Below are 15,081 nucleotides of genomic sequence, written 5' to 3'. Positions count from 1 at the left end.
ATCACCGGCGTGATTGTGATCCTGACGGTGCTGCTGAACTTCGTCATCCCCAAATTTGAGGCCTTGTTCGCCGATTTCGGGGCCCAGCTACCCAAGATCACGGTATTTACGCTGACCGTCGGCAGCATGATCCGGAACTATTTCCTGATCCTCATTCCTGTGATCGCGGTGGCGGCGTTTTTGGTGTGGCAGTGGAGCAAGTCGGAGAGCGGCTCGCAACGGCTGGATCGCATCCGACTGGCGCTGCCCCTGGTCGGGCCCATCTGGCTGAAGTACCAGATCGGCATGTTCTCGCGCATGCTCTCCACGCTGCTGGCGGGCGGCATTCCTCTGATGCCAGCGCTGCAGACGGCCGCCGATTCTATGCAAAGCCGGCTGATCTCAAAGGCAACCCTGGTGGCGGCGGAAAAGGTGCGCGAAGGCAGCCCCCTGGCGCGCAGCCTGGAGGATGCCGGGGTCTTCCCCGTCCTGGCGGTGGAGATGATCGAGGTAGGCGAGTCCACGGGCGCTCTGCCGGCGATGCTGACCTCGGTGGCCGAGTTCTACGAAGAAGACGTGCAGACTGCCCTGGTGGCCGCGCTGTCGCTGATCGAGCCGGTTATCTTGATCGTTATGGGCGCAATAGTGGCTTTCGTGCTGATATCGTTGTACCTTCCCATCTTCAGCCTGGGAGCGGGTGGCATCCGCCCCTCGTAGGGAGTTGGGGAGAGAATTCAGGAGTTCGATGGCTGGCAAGCCACCCTTGTTCGTGAACGGCAGCAGCGGCGGTCCGGTGGACCACGCGGCGGAAGAGACCCGCGCCAAGGACCTGGCGCGCCGCTATCGCTGCGAGTTCGTGGATCTGCGCAACTTCCACATCCACCACGAGCTGTTCCGCTCCGTTCCCGTGGACCTGATGTTCCGCCACAATTTCGTGCCGCTGGAGGAGCGGGACGGCAACATGGTCATTGCCATCGCCGACCTGCCGGGCAGCCCATGGATCGACGAGGTCGCACTGCTGCTGGGCAAGCGGCTGGTGACCAAGGTCGCCACGCTGTCGCAGATCTCCGACCTGCTGAAGAAGACGGAGCAGTCGCAGCGCGTGTTGGAGGAAGCCAGCGAGGGCTTCGCGCTCGACGTCATCAAGGAGGAGGAAGCGGCCGACGAGACCATTTCCATCGAGCGGCTGACGGCTGAAGGCGAAGCCAGCCCCATCATCCGCCTGGTGGACACCACCATCTTCACCGCCTTGCAGCGGCGGGCCAGCGACATCCACATCGAGTCGCGCGACGACTCCTCGGTCATCAAGTACCGCATCGACGGGGTGCTGCAGCAGGCCATGCCGCCCATCGGCCGGGAACACCATTCCACCATCATCAGCCGCATCAAGGTCATGAGCGAGCTGGACATCGCCGAGCGCCGGGTGCCCCAGGATGGGCGCTTCCGCGTGCGCTACAGCGGCCGCTCCATCGACTTCCGCGTTTCCATCATGCCTTCCATCCACGGCGAGAATGCCGTGCTGCGCGTGCTGGACAAGGAGTCGATGAGCGAGAAGTTCCGCAATCTCACCCTCGACGTGGTGGGCTTCAGCGACGACGACCTGCGCCGCTTCCGCCGCTACATCGCCGAACCCTACGGCATGGTACTGGTCACAGGACCGACCGGCAGCGGCAAGACCACCACCCTCTACGCCGGCCTCAACGAGATCAAGAGCGAGGAGGACAAGATCGTCACCATTGAGGATCCGGTCGAGTACCAGATCCGCGGGGTCACGCAGATCCCGGTGAATGAGAAGAAAGGCCTGACCTTCGCCCGCGGGCTGCGCTCCATCCTGCGCCACGACCCCGACAAGATCATGGTGGGCGAAATACGCGATACGGAGACGGCGCAGATCGCCATCCAGTCCGCGCTTACCGGCCACCTGGTGTTCACCACCGTGCACGCCAACAATGTGGTGGACGTGATCGGGCGCTTCCTCAACATGGGGGTGGAACCCTACAATTTTGTGTCCGCACTGAACTGCATCCTGGCTCAACGTCTGGTGCGTATCATCTGCGAACATTGCAAGAAGCGGGTTCACTATTCGCCAGAGGTTCTGGAGACCAGCGGCCTGGATCCTGCCGAGTGGATGGACGTTCCCATCTATGAGGGCCAGGGTTGCATCGAGTGCGCAGGAACGGGATATCGTGGCCGCACCGCGATTCACGAACTGCTGGATCTAAGTGACCGCGTGCGCGAAATGATTCTCGCCAAGAAGCCCACATCCGAGATTCGCCGCGTTGCCAAGGAAGAAGGTATGCACTTCCTTCGCGAATCGGCGCTCGCCAAGGTACGCGCTGGCATCACGACTCTCAAGGAGATCAATAAAGTCACCTTTATCGAGACGACAAGGTAACCATGGCGCGCAGTAGTCCAACCCGGGTAGGTCCGCGTATCGCTTGTGAGATTACCCCCGAGCGCGTGATCGCCGCCCGCGTTTCCCGCGACGGCAATAGCATCGAGACGTACGCGGTGCGCACCTTGGCGCACGGTGCGGTTGTGCCCAGCCTTACCGAAGCAAATCTGACGGATTCTGTTGCAGTCAAGCATTCCATTCGCGAGGCGATGGCAGCCGTCGGCGAGCGCTCGCACGACGTTGCCGCCATTCTGCCGGATGCCGCGGTGCGCATCGCCCTGCTTGACTTCGACAGCCTTCCTGAGAAAAAAGAAGAGCAAGAGGCTACCGTCCGCTTCCGCCTGAAAAAAACCCTTCCCTTTGACGTCGAGCATGCCGTGGTTTCCTACGACACCAGCCGCGTGAACGGCTCGCTGCGCGTCATGGCGGCGGTCGTGCTTTCCAGTGTGCTGGAGGAGTACGAGAGGCAATTCCGTGAACTCGGGTTTAGTCCCGGTGTAGTGCTTCCCTCCATGTTGGCGGCTCTCGGCAATGTCAGTGGCGAAGAGCCCACCATGGTGGTAAAGGTGGATACGGTTACCACCAGCATTGCCATTTCCGGCAACGGACAGGTTTTGCTCTTCCGTACTCTGGAAAACCCGCGGGGCAGCCTGCAGAGTGCCGAAGAGTTGGTCGAGGCCGTGCATCCCTCGCTGGTATTCTTTCAGGACACTTACGGGATGGCAGTGAGCCGCATACTGGTGGCGGGCCTGGTCTCGGCGGAACAACTGGCACCCGCATTGAATGAGCACACGGGCATCCGGGTTGATGATCTGGTGAGCTCTGGTTATGTGGGTTCTACCGGAAGTATCCCCAAATCGATTCTGGCAGGCGTAGTGGGGGCCCTGGTTTCCTGATGCATCTCAATATCAATCTCGCAAGCGAACCCTTCCTCGACGCACGCAGGTTCTTTACACGTTGGGCCGCGATTCTCGGGGCGCTCCTCATCGTTGCCGCTCTGTTTTGCACCGCCGCCGTAAATCGCTGGCGGTCCTATCGCCAGATCAGTGCGGACATCAACCGCGCTCACCAGCAACTGGCGCGGCTGGCAGCCGAAAAAGCTGAGGAGCAGCAGATTCTGAACCGCCCGGAGAATCGGGATGTGCGCGAGCGTTCCGCATTCATTAATGAGCTTATCCACCGCAAGCAGGTCTCCTGGACCAAGGTTTTTGTCGATCTGGAGCAGATCATGCCTCCCCATCTGCGGGTACTCGCTCTGAAACCTGAGGTCAAGGAAGACGAAATACGCATTGATATGCTGGTAGGTGGGGATTCGCGTGACCGTGCGACCGAGTTGGTGAGCCGCATGGAAAAGTCGCGAACCTTCCGCAATGCCTTCGTAGTTTCCGAATCCGACGAAGTCGGGGGCAGCACGGGAGGAGACGCAATTCGCTTTCAGATTTCCGCACAGTATGTGCCCCAGGACCAGTCGCCAGTGGATGCCGGAGGTGGTCAGTAGTGGCAAACGTTCGTGAGGCGCGGCGTAGAGTACAGATCGTGGCGGGCATCCTGCTCGGCGTAATTGTCGCCGCAGGCGCGGCGCTCGCCTATTTCTCGGTTCGCTCCGGACCAAGGCGCGATGCGGAATTTGACAGCCTGCGGGCTGAAGTTCGCAAGCGTATGGGGAGCGTCATTCCTCCTCAGCAGGTCGACAAATACATCCAGGATGCCCGCGCTCAGATTGATACCTTTTACCAGGACCGGATGCCGTCGCATACCTCATCGATCTTTGATCAGCTGGGCGCGCTGGCAAAGAAGAATAACGTTCGTTTGGGGCAGGCTCGATATGCCGTGGATGATGCGGAGATTCCCGGACTCAAGCGCGTAATCATCGAAGCGGCGCTGGCAGGAGACTATCCTCAGACGATGAAGTTCATCAATGCTCTGGAGCGCGACAAAACATTCTTTATCGTTGATGGTGTCGGGCTGGGCGGACAGGAGCAAGGGGCGAGTGGTGCGGGCCAGGTCCGGCTCACTATCAAGGTAGAGACCTATTTGCGAGGATAAGTGAAGATCGGGGTGGAAAATCGGAAGAAGGTCTGGGCAGCGACGATCCTGCTGGCGCTGGCACTGCTGATGTTTATCCGCATGCTGGTCAGTGATGCCAACACCAGTTCAGCGTCTACCCAGCTGCCTTCCAACCCGACCACCGCAGCGGCCCCTCGCCAGGCACGCCGGGCTCGTCGCCCCGAGCGCAAGCCCATGGTGCTCGCCGACAATCTCGATCCCCGGCTGCGCCTTGATCTGCTCAAAGAAAGCGAGAACACGACTTACGCCGGCAACGGACGAAACATATTCCGTGGCTACGAACTAGAGGAGATTCCTAAGCCGAACTTTCCTCCCAGGACCACTACTCCGACGCCCCCTCCAGTTATAGCTACCGGTCCGCCGCCACCGCCGCCCATCAATCTGAAATTTTTTGGTTTTGCCACTCAGAGCGGCGACAAGAGCGTCTTTCTGTCCGATGGTGACGTCGTATTTGTGGCCAAGGTTGGCGATATCGTGAACCGCCGTTATCGAGTGATGAAGATCAACGCCACCGATGTAGAAATTCTGGACGTTCTGAACAATCACCAGCAGACCATCCGTCTTCAACCAGGAGCGGGATCATGATGGCAGGCCATCGTAATCTCCACTCAAAAGCGAACGACAGCTCGAGCGTCCCAACTCCGTAATACGCATGCTTCGAGGCAACTTCCATCGTCGTCCTGCCGGCCACGCCAGAAGTGACGAGCGCGGTTACATACTGATGGTGCTCATGTTCATGATGGCAGCCCTGGTAATCGGGGCGTTAGCCGTGCTTCCGCGCTTCGTCCAACAGGGTCAGCGGGATCGTGAAGAAGAAATGGTCCATCGCGGGGTGCAGTATGCGCGCGCTATCAAGCGCTACTACAAAAAGTTCGGGCGTTACCCGCCTAATCTGCAGGCGCTGGAGGATAGCAATCATCTGCGCTTCCTCCGCAAACGCTATAAGGACCCCACGACTGAGGACGGCAACTGGCGGCTGGTTCGGTACGGGGAAGTGCAATTCAATCAAGCCGCCGCTCTGGCAGGAATAGCGGCTTCACAACTGGCGCTCGCAGGACAAGCGGGCGCAGGCCAAAATCCAGCTCAGTCGGCTTTCGGACAATCCCCGTTCGGCCAATCCTCGTTCGGTCAATCCGCCTTCGGTCAGAGCAGCACTTCGGGCTTTGGAGCATCCACCTTTGGCGGCTCTCCCATGGGCCAATCTTCCTTCGGGCAATCAATGTTCGGTCCATCAACTTTCGGGCAATCTTCCTTTGGGCAATCTTCCTTCGGGCAATCCTCCTTCGGGCAATCCTCTTTTGGCCAAAGCTCATTTGGGCAATCCTCTTTTGGGTCGGCCGGTCAATCCGCACTCGCACAGTTGACAGCGTTGGCGGCCACAGCTCAGACGCCCGCTCCTGCGCCGGGCCAGCTAGGTGTGACCACGACAGCCAGCGACTCAACTACTTCAGGATCATCTTTCGGCAACTCCCCTGCCGTGTTTGGCGGAGGAGCGATCATCGGAGTCGCCAGTCTCAGCGAGAAAGAATCGTTGAAGGTCTACGACGAGAAGAATCATTACAAAGACTGGAAGTTTGTTTACGATCCCACCTTTGATCGTGGACAAGTCAGCATTCTGATCACGGGTCCTTATAGCACGAAGATTCCGCCCATCTTTGCGTCTCAGGGCATCGGACAGCCCATCGGGCCTGGCGGCATCGGCACGCCTGCTGGTCAAAGCACTGGATCAACCCCGGGAAGTTTCGGCCAGAGCGGAAGCTCCGGGCAGACGGGCTTGGGAAATCCACTCACCCCCAATATGCCGCCAACTCAGCAGTAGCAGAGCAAAAGAAAAGCCCCGCTCGTAAGCGAGGCTGTCATTGATCTCTTCTCTGCTCTTTGGGGGACCTTCAGCCGATTACACGTTGAACGACGAACCGCAACCGCAGGTGCTCTTAACGTTGGGGTTCTCGAATTTAAACCCGGCTCCTTCCAGCGTCTCGACGTAATCCACGGTGGCGCCCTGCAGGTACATCATTGAGGTCGCATCGACAAAAACTTTCAGGCCATCGATTTCGAAGACCTTATCCATCATGCCGGCGCCATTGTCAAACGACATGGAATAGGAAAAACCTGAGCATCCCCCGCCGACCACACCTACCCGCAGGCCTGTTGGTACAGGGTTCTGTTGCGCCATAATTTCTTTTACCTTGGCCACCGCACTGGGCGTAAGGTTCACGGGATAGGTTTTAGTAGTAGCCGGATTGGCTGTCGTCGTTGCCATCTGATCTCCTTGGAACTGTTCCGATTATAGCAAAATTGCTTCCCGTCCTAGTTTGATTCCACGGACGGGTATAACTCTCAGCATCAAGCATTTAGATGACTTGCTAATGTCCGTGGTCGCAGGCCCAGGCGAACGCATGCTCATGGTGGATCTGAAAATCACGATTCTCCTCGGGCACAGCCCGGCTCGCACTAGCGAAAGTGTGAAAAGGAGCCACATCCGGCGGCAGAACTTGCCAAGCGGGTCTATAATCGGCACTGTAAGGCTCGCTATCCACACCGGCGGTCCTCGTCTATAAAATTGGGCCCTCGTTTCTGTGGGACCGGGTTTCGAACCGTACATTGCGAGGTGGCGCATGACGTCAACTCTCACCCTGCTGCTAATCGTGTGGGGCCTCCTCACGGCTGTGCTGGTTGTCCTCCTCATTTATCGCAGCACGCTGACCATGCAAGAAGACGATCAGCTTTTCCTGGATGAAGCTGAATCTCACATGCAGGCGGAACAGACGGAGATCCTTCGCAAGGTGAATAAGGTGAATCCGGCCGTGCGTCTGCTGGGCGCTGCCTCCGGGGTCCTGATCCTCGTGATTGCCGGAATGTGGGTCTGGGAGGGCCTCAGCCGCTCGCAGTAACACCCCGTGCGCGCGCAGCGAGCAGTGTTTCCCACACTCTTGCGTCTGTGTGTCGTCCCCACCGCACTACTATTCGAATCTGTTGCCCTGGGTCCTTACTCCTTAGTCAGTGTGTGACTGAGTAGCCATTGCGGCAATTCAGACTCGGCATAGGCTTTATCCCATGAGTCGTGCCCCACGCCCCAATACTCGGTCAACCTCACATTTCCGCCTGTTTTGCGGAGAGCGTATGCCATGTTGCGCGACTCACTCGGCAGCACTACAGGATCGCTCGAACCGTGAAAGATCCACACCGGTGTGGAACCGATTTTTTTGGCCAGATCTGCGTAGGGATCAGGGCCGAGCGCAATGGGTTGAGGATGCCCGCTAGGCGGAACTACACCGCCACAGATCGTAACCAGCGCCGCAAATTTTCCCGGGTTGCTGGCTGCAATGTACCAGGTCCCGTAGCCACCCATTGAGAGACCGGTCAAATACAATCGACTCGGGTCGCCGTGAAACTCTTTCATGGCGGCGTCCAGAGCGCTCAACGCTTCTCGTTGCATCTCGGGGTCAGTCCACCACTTCTCTTTGGGGCATTGCGGCATAACCACGACAAACGGGAATCTTTCCTCCTCCAGGCGAATGGCTGCTCCTAACCCTACTTGCGTCTGCCTCAGGCCGTCACTTCCCCGCTCTCCCGCGCCGTGGAGAAACAGGATCACGGGCCACGCCTTGTCACCCGTCCAATCCTGAGGGAGATAAACCTGGTAGCGATAAACCACGTCCCCTATGGTGAGGCTGCGATTTAAGAATCCAGTTTCCTGTGAGAGCGCGGAAGCGGACGAAGTAATCGAGACTACGACCGCAAAGACCCAAACGGCAATCAGCCTAGGCGACATTGTTCTAACTCGGAAGTGAAATAGCGAGCGGCGGCGATTTTAACCGACTCTGAGCCGGGGCGACGGCGACCCGTAAACCGACTAGCACGAGGTCGGCCTCGCAACCGCGCAAGTATCATAGTGTCCACCGAATCCCGATCAGGAGACATCTCATGTCGGACGTCGTCTATATTTCGGAAGTGAAGATCGAACGGGAAGCCGGGCCTCTGCGCATAGCCCATCTTCCGGGAGAGCCGCACCCGGTCGTGTTCAGTGTGCATGGCGCCATCGCGAAGCATTATGGAGTGGCGCCTGATCAACTGAAGGAATCCCATGCGGCGACACTCGATTACATCGTTGCCGCCCTGGGTGGCTGAATGCTGGGCACCTTTGGTGGCGCGCTGGAAGCGCGCAAAATCGACGCCAGTCACGGAAAGCTGATCGCCCACGTACGCGGCGAGGTGGAATCCGACGGCGGAGTCCTGGTCATCCGCCGCGTCTACGTCAAATTCCGCCTGCAGGCTCCGCCGGAAGCGCGCGACACGGTAGAGCGCGTCCACAGCATCTACGCGGACAAATGCCCGGTGTACCGCATACTGCGTCCTGCTATGGAGATCCAGTCGAGCTATGAGTTCGCGTGAGCGCAGCAAGCTGCTGCTGTGACGCCGTCTGGCTCACATCACCGGGGTGGGCGTGTTGCAATGGGATGATTGCTCAATGATCAGCTCGCGATCCAGCGGGCACAACGATGTGAATTCCATGCCGTATCGATGCCCTTTGCGGTTGCGCACCGTGGCCTCGATACGGATTTCCCGGTCACTCCGAGGCAGGAGCATCACCAGTCGTACGTGTTGACCGATTGAGAGCTCCAGTGGAATGGTGACCGCCATTCCACACTCACTGAGATCGCTGCCCCTGCCATGACAGACCGTGGTCAGGCCGCCGCTGCTCTTTATGCTCACCCGGGCACGGACATCGATTGTCCGCCGTGGCCAGCGCCGTCGTTCCACGCGTGTCACGTCCTCCCCGCCGCTTTCGACGGTAGGATCCGATTTCTGCATAAGCTTGACTCTGCGGCCAGCCTACACCTCAGTCCTAGCCCCCGCCAGGCACGAAGGTAACATCTCAAATCTCGCAGCACGCTTGTCTTTTCGAGCGCCTCGCATCCACACACATCGAGAAACTGCTACTCGCAAAAAAAAAGCGGGATGGGCCGAAGCCCATCCCTAAAAAGCGCAGCCAAGGCTGCGCAAACCGAACTGCCTTAGAAATTCAACTTCAATGCGAACTGGATGAAGCGTCTTTCGTTCGCCACACCGATCGCCGGGTTGACTCCCTTCTTGCCGACAATGGAGAAAGGAGTATCGATGCCGAAGTTGCCGGCATCGGCCTGCCCGCCAGATTGCACGTAGTAATTGGAGTGATTCAGCAGGTTGTAAAACTCGCCACGGAACTGCAGCTTGAAGCGCTCCGTAATCGGGAAATACTTCGCCGCCGAAAGATTGATGTTGTACCAGCCTGGGCCACGGAATGTGTTCCGCCTGGTCAGGTTTGCCGGGAAGTGGCAGTTCTGCCCGGTGGAAATCAGGTTGCCCGCCGAATTGGTCGTCATGTCGCAGGTCGGCAGCTCACCCGATCCGGTTAACGGATCGGCATAGGTAAGCGATCCCGGCAGGTTCAGGTAATTGAACGTGTTTGGACCGACAGGACTTGCCGTGCTGGTACTGCCTGACAATCCGAATGCCCCATCCGGAAGGTAGCGTCCAACCACCGTATCCCGGGGATTGAAGGCATTGCTATCGAACACCGTGAAGGGCTGGCCCGTGTGTGCGGTGATGATCGGCGCCAACTCCCAGCCGTCCAGAGCCTGCTTCGCGATGCCATGCATTCCCTTGGCATACGGAAGCGTCCAGACCGCGCTCAAGGCGATGCGGTGACGTGTGTCGAAGTCCGCACTACCCTTGTCCAGGGCGGGGTTGAACGGATCCAGCAAGCCGAGGTTCACCGTTTGTGGCGTCTCGCTGAAGGTTGAGCTCAAATTGTCGATAGCATGCGAATAGGTGTAGTTGACGGTGATATCCAGTCCCTGGTGGAACAGGTTGCTGGACACAAAGCGCGTGTTCAACGCGTTGTAATAAGAGAAGCCGTTGGCACCGCGCGTATTCAGGTTTCCGTACTGGCGATTGAGGCGGTCGTTAGGATTGACTGTGGGATCGGTGCCCTCGTAGACCACCCCAAACCCGGCTTGATTGAGGTTCTCGATCGAGTAGAGGTGAATGCCACGCGCACCGCTGTATTCCAGGGCAACGAGCGAGTGACCAAGAACTTGCCGCTGCAACGACAGGTTCCACATTTCCGTGTAAGCGGTCGGCACGTCCTCGCGGACGTAGCGCAGGCTTGGAGGCGGCAACACAGCCGTCCCAGTTCCGCTGAAGGGCCCTAGATTGCTCGCAGTGATCGGTCCAGCGGGCGTGAAGGTGGAGTTGAACTGCGCCGGAGGGTTCTGGATCACGTTGAACGTGACATTGCCAAAATTGCGTTCATAGGCGATGCCGTAGCCCCCACGAAGAGAGGTCTTGCCGTCTCCGAAGACGTCCCAAGCGAAGCCGAGCCGAGGAGCAAAGTTATGGTACTGCGGATTCCATAGGCCACCGACCGGACTGGCTGGACTGTTCGGCGTAGCTGCCACCGTAAAGACCTGGCCGTTGCGCAGCTGATCGAACAGAGTCGACCCGCTGCCAAGAACAAAGTTGGAGTCGAGGCGCGGATCTTTGTTGTGCTGCACTCCGTAGTATTCCCAGCGCAGACCCAGGTTCAACGTCAACCGCGGAGCGACTTTCCAGTTGTCCTGCGCGTAAAACGCCATGTCGTTATAGCGGTTGCTGCGCGAAAACGATGGCTGCGTCACCGGCAGATTAACCGTGCAAGCTGGAGTCGCTATAACACTGCCGGTCACGTCGCGAGCGCATGGGAACTTACCCTGCGGATCAATGACCACTTGGAAAATCCCTGCCTGGCCTGCGAGAAATTGCTCCAGGTCGGCAGCGACCCCGGATCCATTCAGTCCTTCGACGGCGTTCTCGAAGGCACCGAACGCGCGGTTATCGCGCGTATACAGATACTCGCCACCAAAGTGGAATTCGTGCTTGGCCTTGGTCCAGGTGAAAGCGTGGGAGATTTCAAATACGTTCTGCGGCCCGCCAAATGGGATGGCGAGTCCAGGTGTTGTCGCGGCGTAGCCGGGCAGGCTGATAAAGTTGCCCTGTACCCGGACCCCCGAAACGGAACTGAAATACAACGTCGGTTGAACCGGCTGCTGCCCTAAGGGCAGTTGGACGTTGAGGCGGTTAAACAGCACTTTCGTGTCGCTCACCAGGCGCGGACTCCAGACGTGGGTCAGCGAGTATAAAAAATTGTTGTTGAAGTTCGTCTGACCGGTGTCAAAGCCGGCATAGGGACTATTGTTGACGAACCCAGCGAACTCGTTCTGATTGAACAGCGCATAACGACCGAACATCGTGGTCTTGTCGGAGAGCTGAAAATCCACGCGGTTGACGGTGCTGTAATTGTTCTGGGGTGCGCCTCCGCCGGAGTCCGAAGGGACGGCGTAGCTGACCACGTCAAACACCGGCGCATTTCCATATGCCGCCAGAAGAGGCGTGGCAGGAGTTGCCGGAGCGCCGGCATCGGCCGCACTCAGTACTTGATTGACCCGCAGTCCCGGACGCAGCGTCTGATTGGAAAAGAAGGCTTGCGTGTTGGGCGCAGATGCCGCCAGAAATGACGGATCGGGTATGACCGCGGTCACATTCGCGCTGCTCCTTACCCGCTGCCATTCCGTGCTGCTGAAGAAGAACAGCTTGTTCTTGATGATCGGGCCGCCGACCGAATAGCCGAATTGATTGCGCGTGTAACGCTGCCGGGGGTTTCCGCGCGCGTTGTCATCGTAATCGTTGGAGGTCAGGGCGGAGAGCCGGTTGAATTCGTAAAGCGAGCCGTGCAGGGCGTTGGTGCCCGATTTGGTAGCAACATTAATAACGCCCCCAGAAGCGCGGCCATATTCGGCGGAAAAATTGCTGCTGGTTACGCTGAACTGCTCCACCGAATCAAGCGGAACTGATTGGCCGACTTTAGTCGTAAATAGATCTACGTTCTCCCCACCGTCCAGCAGAATGTCAGTCCCGGCGGAGCGCTGCCCATTGATCGAAACTCCCGCCCCGCGCGCGATTTCATCTCTGCCTCCAAGCCCGGAGGCACTGTCCTGGTTCACATTGCCTAGCGTCTGCACGAAATCGTAGGGATCGCGAGTCAGCGAAGGCAGCGACGCTACTCGCTTGCTATCCACGACTTGAGTGAGCGATGAGCTCTCGGTGTCGACCTGGGTTTCGGTCTGGCCGACCACTTCTACGGTTGTCTCCGTGCCTGCAGTTCGCAGTTGTATGTCCAGGCTCCCGCGCAGACCGGGTGATACGGTGAACTTCTCGACAACATCTCCAAATCCTTTTTGCGATACCTTTACGTCATAAGTGCCAGGGGAGAGATTGGTGACGGAATAGCTGCCCTGGCTGTCGGTAGTAGTCGTCCGAACCGCATTGGTACCTGGAGCGGTAACGGTTACGCTGGCGCCGACGACAACTGCTCCGGATGTGTCCGTGACCGTGCCGGAGATGGTGCCCTTCTCAAATTGCGCCAGAGCCGCTGCGCACAGCAGCAGCAACATTGATATGGTTGCGGCCACGAATCTCAGTCCACTTCGAGATCGCCTGCCGTTGACAGGGTCTTTCATCATTATTTCCTCCTGAAAATCTCCACGCCGATCCCACTCGAGTGAGGCGTTGCTCGCTCGATACGGAATTTGGCTCTGCGAGCGCCGGATCAAGGCAAAACTGCTACCTCGCGCACACAAAAACTTGCGCACAACGCAACAGCTAAATCGGGAATTGCTCAGATCCGGACGCGTTGCAGGTTTGCACTGGATGTCAGCAGTTGCAGCACCAAGCGCGGCGCCTTGGAACTGCAAGAACCGCAATCCCTTGCTCCGGGGAAGGATTTCTGGTTCCAGGATTTCGGAGAATGCTGACCAGTGGCTCGATCGTGATCAGCGGGACGAACGTAATCCGGTGGGGACGAAGTGGTGCAATTAAGGGGATTGCCCGGGTATGCCTGGGGTACAAAATCGCATATGGCGATGGTCCCAATGTACAGTTTTTCGGGATTCGCCCCAGTCAGTGGGGACCAAAGTCTGAGTTTGCTTCGAAGTTACAATGCAAAAAGATCGGCCGCCGAGACCGGCGGCCGAATCCAGGTGGCCAATCGGTTGCAATTAGCGATTAATATCGTCCTTGGCTTCCAGGCGTTTCATCAGGCTCTTTAGATAGTCCTTCTGTTGATCAGGAGCGGTGTTCAGCGCCAGCCCAACCTCTTTCACCGCACTGTTGAAATCCCCCTGTCCGCTATACACGCGAGCTAAGCCGACATGCGTGAACCATTGGTCGGGATGTTTCTGGGCGTTCGACCGGAAGATGGCGAATGCCTCATCCTGCTTATTTTCTCCCTGCAACTGGCGCGCGTAGCCGTGGATCTGCAGCGGGCTCCCCTTTTCGAACGCCTTGGCGAGTGTAGCTCTGGCTTCGTCTTTTCGGCCCAAGGCATCGAGTACGCGCGCCTTGGTCGACAGATTCTCGAAGCGCTCTTCCACCTGAATTGACTGATCCTCATACTTCAGTGCTTCCTGGAGATCGCCCTTGTTCATGACCAGGTACGTGCCGGCGTCATTCCAGCCGTCCCACGTATATTGCGCTAGTCCGCGCAATTGCTTGTGCAAGCTGTCGGCGACAATCTGGTTGACGTTGACGCCCACGGTGAACGGCACCGCCACCTTCTCCCAGCGCATGGTGATCACCGTCGAATCCGGCTTCACTTGATCGAAGTCGTAGGCCAGAGCATTCTGCGGATCGCTGCTCTGTGGCTTCACGGTGACGCGTAGCGCATCCTCCGCCTCCTTATAAGTGAATGCTCCCCACGAAGTGGAGTTCTTGGACAAAATGACCGTCCACTGGTCCTCTGCAGGAATCATGAACAAGCCGTAGGTCCCCTTGTCGAGCGGTTTGCCTTCAATCGTGACCGGATCGCTGAACGAGATCGTCGTGTTCTCATTGGCCCCGGCTCGCCATACCTGGCCATACGGCACGACCGCTCCCCAGATCTTGCGACTTCCAGCTAGCGGCCGGTGATAGTTGATCGTGATATCGGTGATGCCGATGCGCTGCGTAACCACCGCATGTTGGCTTTGCCGCGGAATATCCAGAGTCACCGACTGTGCTTGGCAAAGCATGGCAGCCATCAGGACCCCGAACAGCAAGACAGAAATTGGACGTTGAATCATCGAATGCTCCTTCGCAGGTGAAATCGGGGCCTGACGAGTGACCAAATACACTGCCCCCATGTGCGGACTGGTTAGACGCCGGATCGCCCATGCGGTTAGCGGAGACATCCGCGCTTTGCTCACTGCTGGTCACAAGCCGAGTGCTATTCGTCACGCCAAATCGGCAGAAACCCGGACACTGGCCGTCGTCAGTCGTGTCAGGGGCCCTCCAGGGTTACCGATCGGTCATTTCCCTGTACCGATGCAGCAATTCCCCTGAATTGGCTGATCGGGCGGCGGGCTAGGCGCCCTTGCTCCTTCCCTATTGGGAACAGCAATGAATACAGTTCACCAAGTCTTCCATTGCATGTGCAGGCACTTGCAGTTTCCCACTACTCCGAATGAACTAATCCCTGTGTTTTCAGACTTTGATTTTGGTCGGGAAATTGCACCACAAGCGTTACGGTTGGTCGTTTTCCAGGCTCAAGCCGTAAACCTCGCGCCTACTTCGTAGACGGCTGA

General features: G+C 58.1%; 15 protein-coding genes. 10 read left to right on the top strand and 5 right to left on the bottom strand.

Annotated features, from left to right (window positions below):
* From VEG30_15535 to VEG30_15505, 7 genes are all read left to right on the top strand, one after another.
* Window positions 1–696 (top strand): type II secretion system F family protein (locus tag VEG30_15535; GenBank protein ID HXZ81340.1); only part of this gene is annotated, 696 nt, incomplete at its 5' end.
* 28 nt (window positions 697–724) lie between these two features.
* Window positions 725–2,374, top strand: a complete 1,650-nt coding sequence (locus VEG30_15530) for a GspE/PulE family protein (protein HXZ81339.1) — start codon at window positions 725–727, stop codon at window positions 2,372–2,374.
* 2 nt (window positions 2,375–2,376) lie between these two features.
* Window positions 2,377–3,270, top strand: coding sequence for a hypothetical protein (locus VEG30_15525; protein ID HXZ81338.1), 894 nt, complete (start codon window positions 2,377–2,379; stop codon window positions 3,268–3,270).
* The gene (locus tag VEG30_15520; protein ID HXZ81337.1) at window positions 3,270–3,872 is read left to right on the top strand and encodes a hypothetical protein; all 603 of its coding nucleotides are present in this window, start codon (window positions 3,270–3,272) and stop codon (window positions 3,870–3,872) included. Before VEG30_15525 ends, VEG30_15520 begins: the two co-directional genes overlap by 1 nt.
* Entirely contained in the window at window positions 3,872–4,420 is a 549-nt protein-coding gene (locus tag VEG30_15515; protein HXZ81336.1) for a GspMb/PilO family protein, read from the top strand. Before VEG30_15520 ends, VEG30_15515 begins: the two co-directional genes overlap by 1 nt.
* Window positions 4,421–5,026 (top strand): hypothetical protein, encoded by a 606-nt coding sequence (locus VEG30_15510; GenBank protein ID HXZ81335.1) that lies wholly within the window; start codon window positions 4,421–4,423, stop codon window positions 5,024–5,026.
* Between the two features lie 67 nt (window positions 5,027–5,093).
* Window positions 5,094–6,260, top strand: coding sequence for a hypothetical protein (locus VEG30_15505; protein HXZ81334.1), 1,167 nt, complete (start codon window positions 5,094–5,096; stop codon window positions 6,258–6,260).
* 78 nt (window positions 6,261–6,338) lie between these two features.
* Here VEG30_15505 and erpA read toward each other — a convergent pair whose 3' ends face one another.
* The gene (gene erpA, locus VEG30_15500) at window positions 6,339–6,704 is read right to left on the bottom strand and encodes an iron-sulfur cluster insertion protein ErpA (protein HXZ81333.1); all 366 of its coding nucleotides are present in this window, start codon (window positions 6,702–6,704) and stop codon (window positions 6,339–6,341) included.
* A gap of 355 nt (window positions 6,705–7,059) precedes the next feature.
* Between erpA and VEG30_15495 the strand changes: the two genes are divergently transcribed.
* Window positions 7,060–7,335, top strand: a complete 276-nt coding sequence (locus VEG30_15495) for a hypothetical protein (GenBank protein HXZ81332.1) — start codon at window positions 7,060–7,062, stop codon at window positions 7,333–7,335.
* 95 nt (window positions 7,336–7,430) lie between these two features.
* On the opposite strand, the gene VEG30_15490 is transcribed toward VEG30_15495, so the two are convergent.
* The gene (locus VEG30_15490; GenBank protein ID HXZ81331.1) at window positions 7,431–8,216 is read right to left on the bottom strand and encodes an alpha/beta hydrolase-fold protein; all 786 of its coding nucleotides are present in this window, start codon (window positions 8,214–8,216) and stop codon (window positions 7,431–7,433) included.
* A gap of 152 nt (window positions 8,217–8,368) precedes the next feature.
* Between VEG30_15490 and VEG30_15485 the strand changes: the two genes are divergently transcribed.
* Window positions 8,369–8,572 (top strand): hypothetical protein, encoded by a 204-nt coding sequence (locus VEG30_15485; protein HXZ81330.1) that lies wholly within the window; start codon window positions 8,369–8,371, stop codon window positions 8,570–8,572.
* Complete coding sequence (locus VEG30_15480; GenBank protein ID HXZ81329.1) at window positions 8,573–8,836, top strand: OsmC family protein; 264 nt, start codon at window positions 8,573–8,575, stop codon at window positions 8,834–8,836. It begins immediately after the preceding gene.
* Between the two features lie 33 nt (window positions 8,837–8,869).
* Here the strand turns inward: VEG30_15480 and VEG30_15475 are convergent, their stop codons facing one another.
* From VEG30_15475 to VEG30_15465, 3 genes are all read right to left on the bottom strand, one after another.
* The gene (locus tag VEG30_15475) at window positions 8,870–9,256 is read right to left on the bottom strand and encodes a PilZ domain-containing protein (protein HXZ81328.1); all 387 of its coding nucleotides are present in this window, start codon (window positions 9,254–9,256) and stop codon (window positions 8,870–8,872) included.
* A 203-nt stretch (window positions 9,257–9,459) separates the two neighbouring features.
* Window positions 9,460–12,984: a TonB-dependent receptor gene (locus VEG30_15470; GenBank protein HXZ81327.1), complete on the bottom strand. Its 3,525-nt coding sequence runs from the start codon at window positions 12,982–12,984 to the stop codon at window positions 9,460–9,462.
* A gap of 534 nt (window positions 12,985–13,518) precedes the next feature.
* Window positions 13,519–14,580, bottom strand: a complete 1,062-nt coding sequence (locus VEG30_15465; protein ID HXZ81326.1) for a DUF2911 domain-containing protein — start codon at window positions 14,578–14,580, stop codon at window positions 13,519–13,521.
* Window positions 14,581–15,081: the final 501 nt, after the last annotated feature.

Source organism: Terriglobales bacterium, assembly GCA_035624455.1.
In the GTDB taxonomy this organism is placed as follows: Bacteria; Acidobacteriota; Terriglobia; order Terriglobales; family Acidobacteriaceae; genus DASPRM01.
This window is presented reverse-complemented; position numbering and strand designations above follow the sequence as displayed.

What these genes read in the sequence shown, in the direction of transcription:
- VEG30_15530 (HXZ81339.1), top strand. Translation starts at nt 725, where the DNA reads ATGGCTGGCAAGCCACCCTTGTTCGTGAACGGCAGCAGCGGCGGTCCG.
- VEG30_15525 (HXZ81338.1), top strand. Translation starts at nt 2,377, where the DNA reads ATGGCGCGCAGTAGTCCAACCCGGGTAGGTCCGCGTATCGCTTGTGAG.
- VEG30_15520 (HXZ81337.1), top strand. Translation starts at nt 3,270, where the DNA reads ATGCATCTCAATATCAATCTCGCAAGCGAACCCTTCCTCGACGCACGC.
- VEG30_15505 (HXZ81334.1), top strand. Translation starts at nt 5,094, where the DNA reads ATGCTTCGAGGCAACTTCCATCGTCGTCCTGCCGGCCACGCCAGAAGT.
- erpA (HXZ81333.1), bottom strand. Translation starts at nt 6,704, where the DNA reads ATGGCAACGACGACAGCCAATCCGGCTACTACTAAAACCTATCCCGTG.
- VEG30_15495 (HXZ81332.1), top strand. Translation starts at nt 7,060, where the DNA reads ATGACGTCAACTCTCACCCTGCTGCTAATCGTGTGGGGCCTCCTCACG.
- VEG30_15490 (HXZ81331.1), bottom strand. Translation starts at nt 8,216, where the DNA reads ATGTCGCCTAGGCTGATTGCCGTTTGGGTCTTTGCGGTCGTAGTCTCG.
- VEG30_15485 (HXZ81330.1), top strand. Translation starts at nt 8,369, where the DNA reads ATGTCGGACGTCGTCTATATTTCGGAAGTGAAGATCGAACGGGAAGCC.
- VEG30_15480 (HXZ81329.1), top strand. Translation starts at nt 8,573, where the DNA reads ATGCTGGGCACCTTTGGTGGCGCGCTGGAAGCGCGCAAAATCGACGCC.
- VEG30_15475 (HXZ81328.1), bottom strand. Translation starts at nt 9,256, where the DNA reads ATGCAGAAATCGGATCCTACCGTCGAAAGCGGCGGGGAGGACGTGACA.
- VEG30_15470 (HXZ81327.1), bottom strand. Translation starts at nt 12,984, where the DNA reads ATGATGAAAGACCCTGTCAACGGCAGGCGATCTCGAAGTGGACTGAGA.
- VEG30_15465 (HXZ81326.1), bottom strand. Translation starts at nt 14,580, where the DNA reads ATGATTCAACGTCCAATTTCTGTCTTGCTGTTCGGGGTCCTGATGGCT.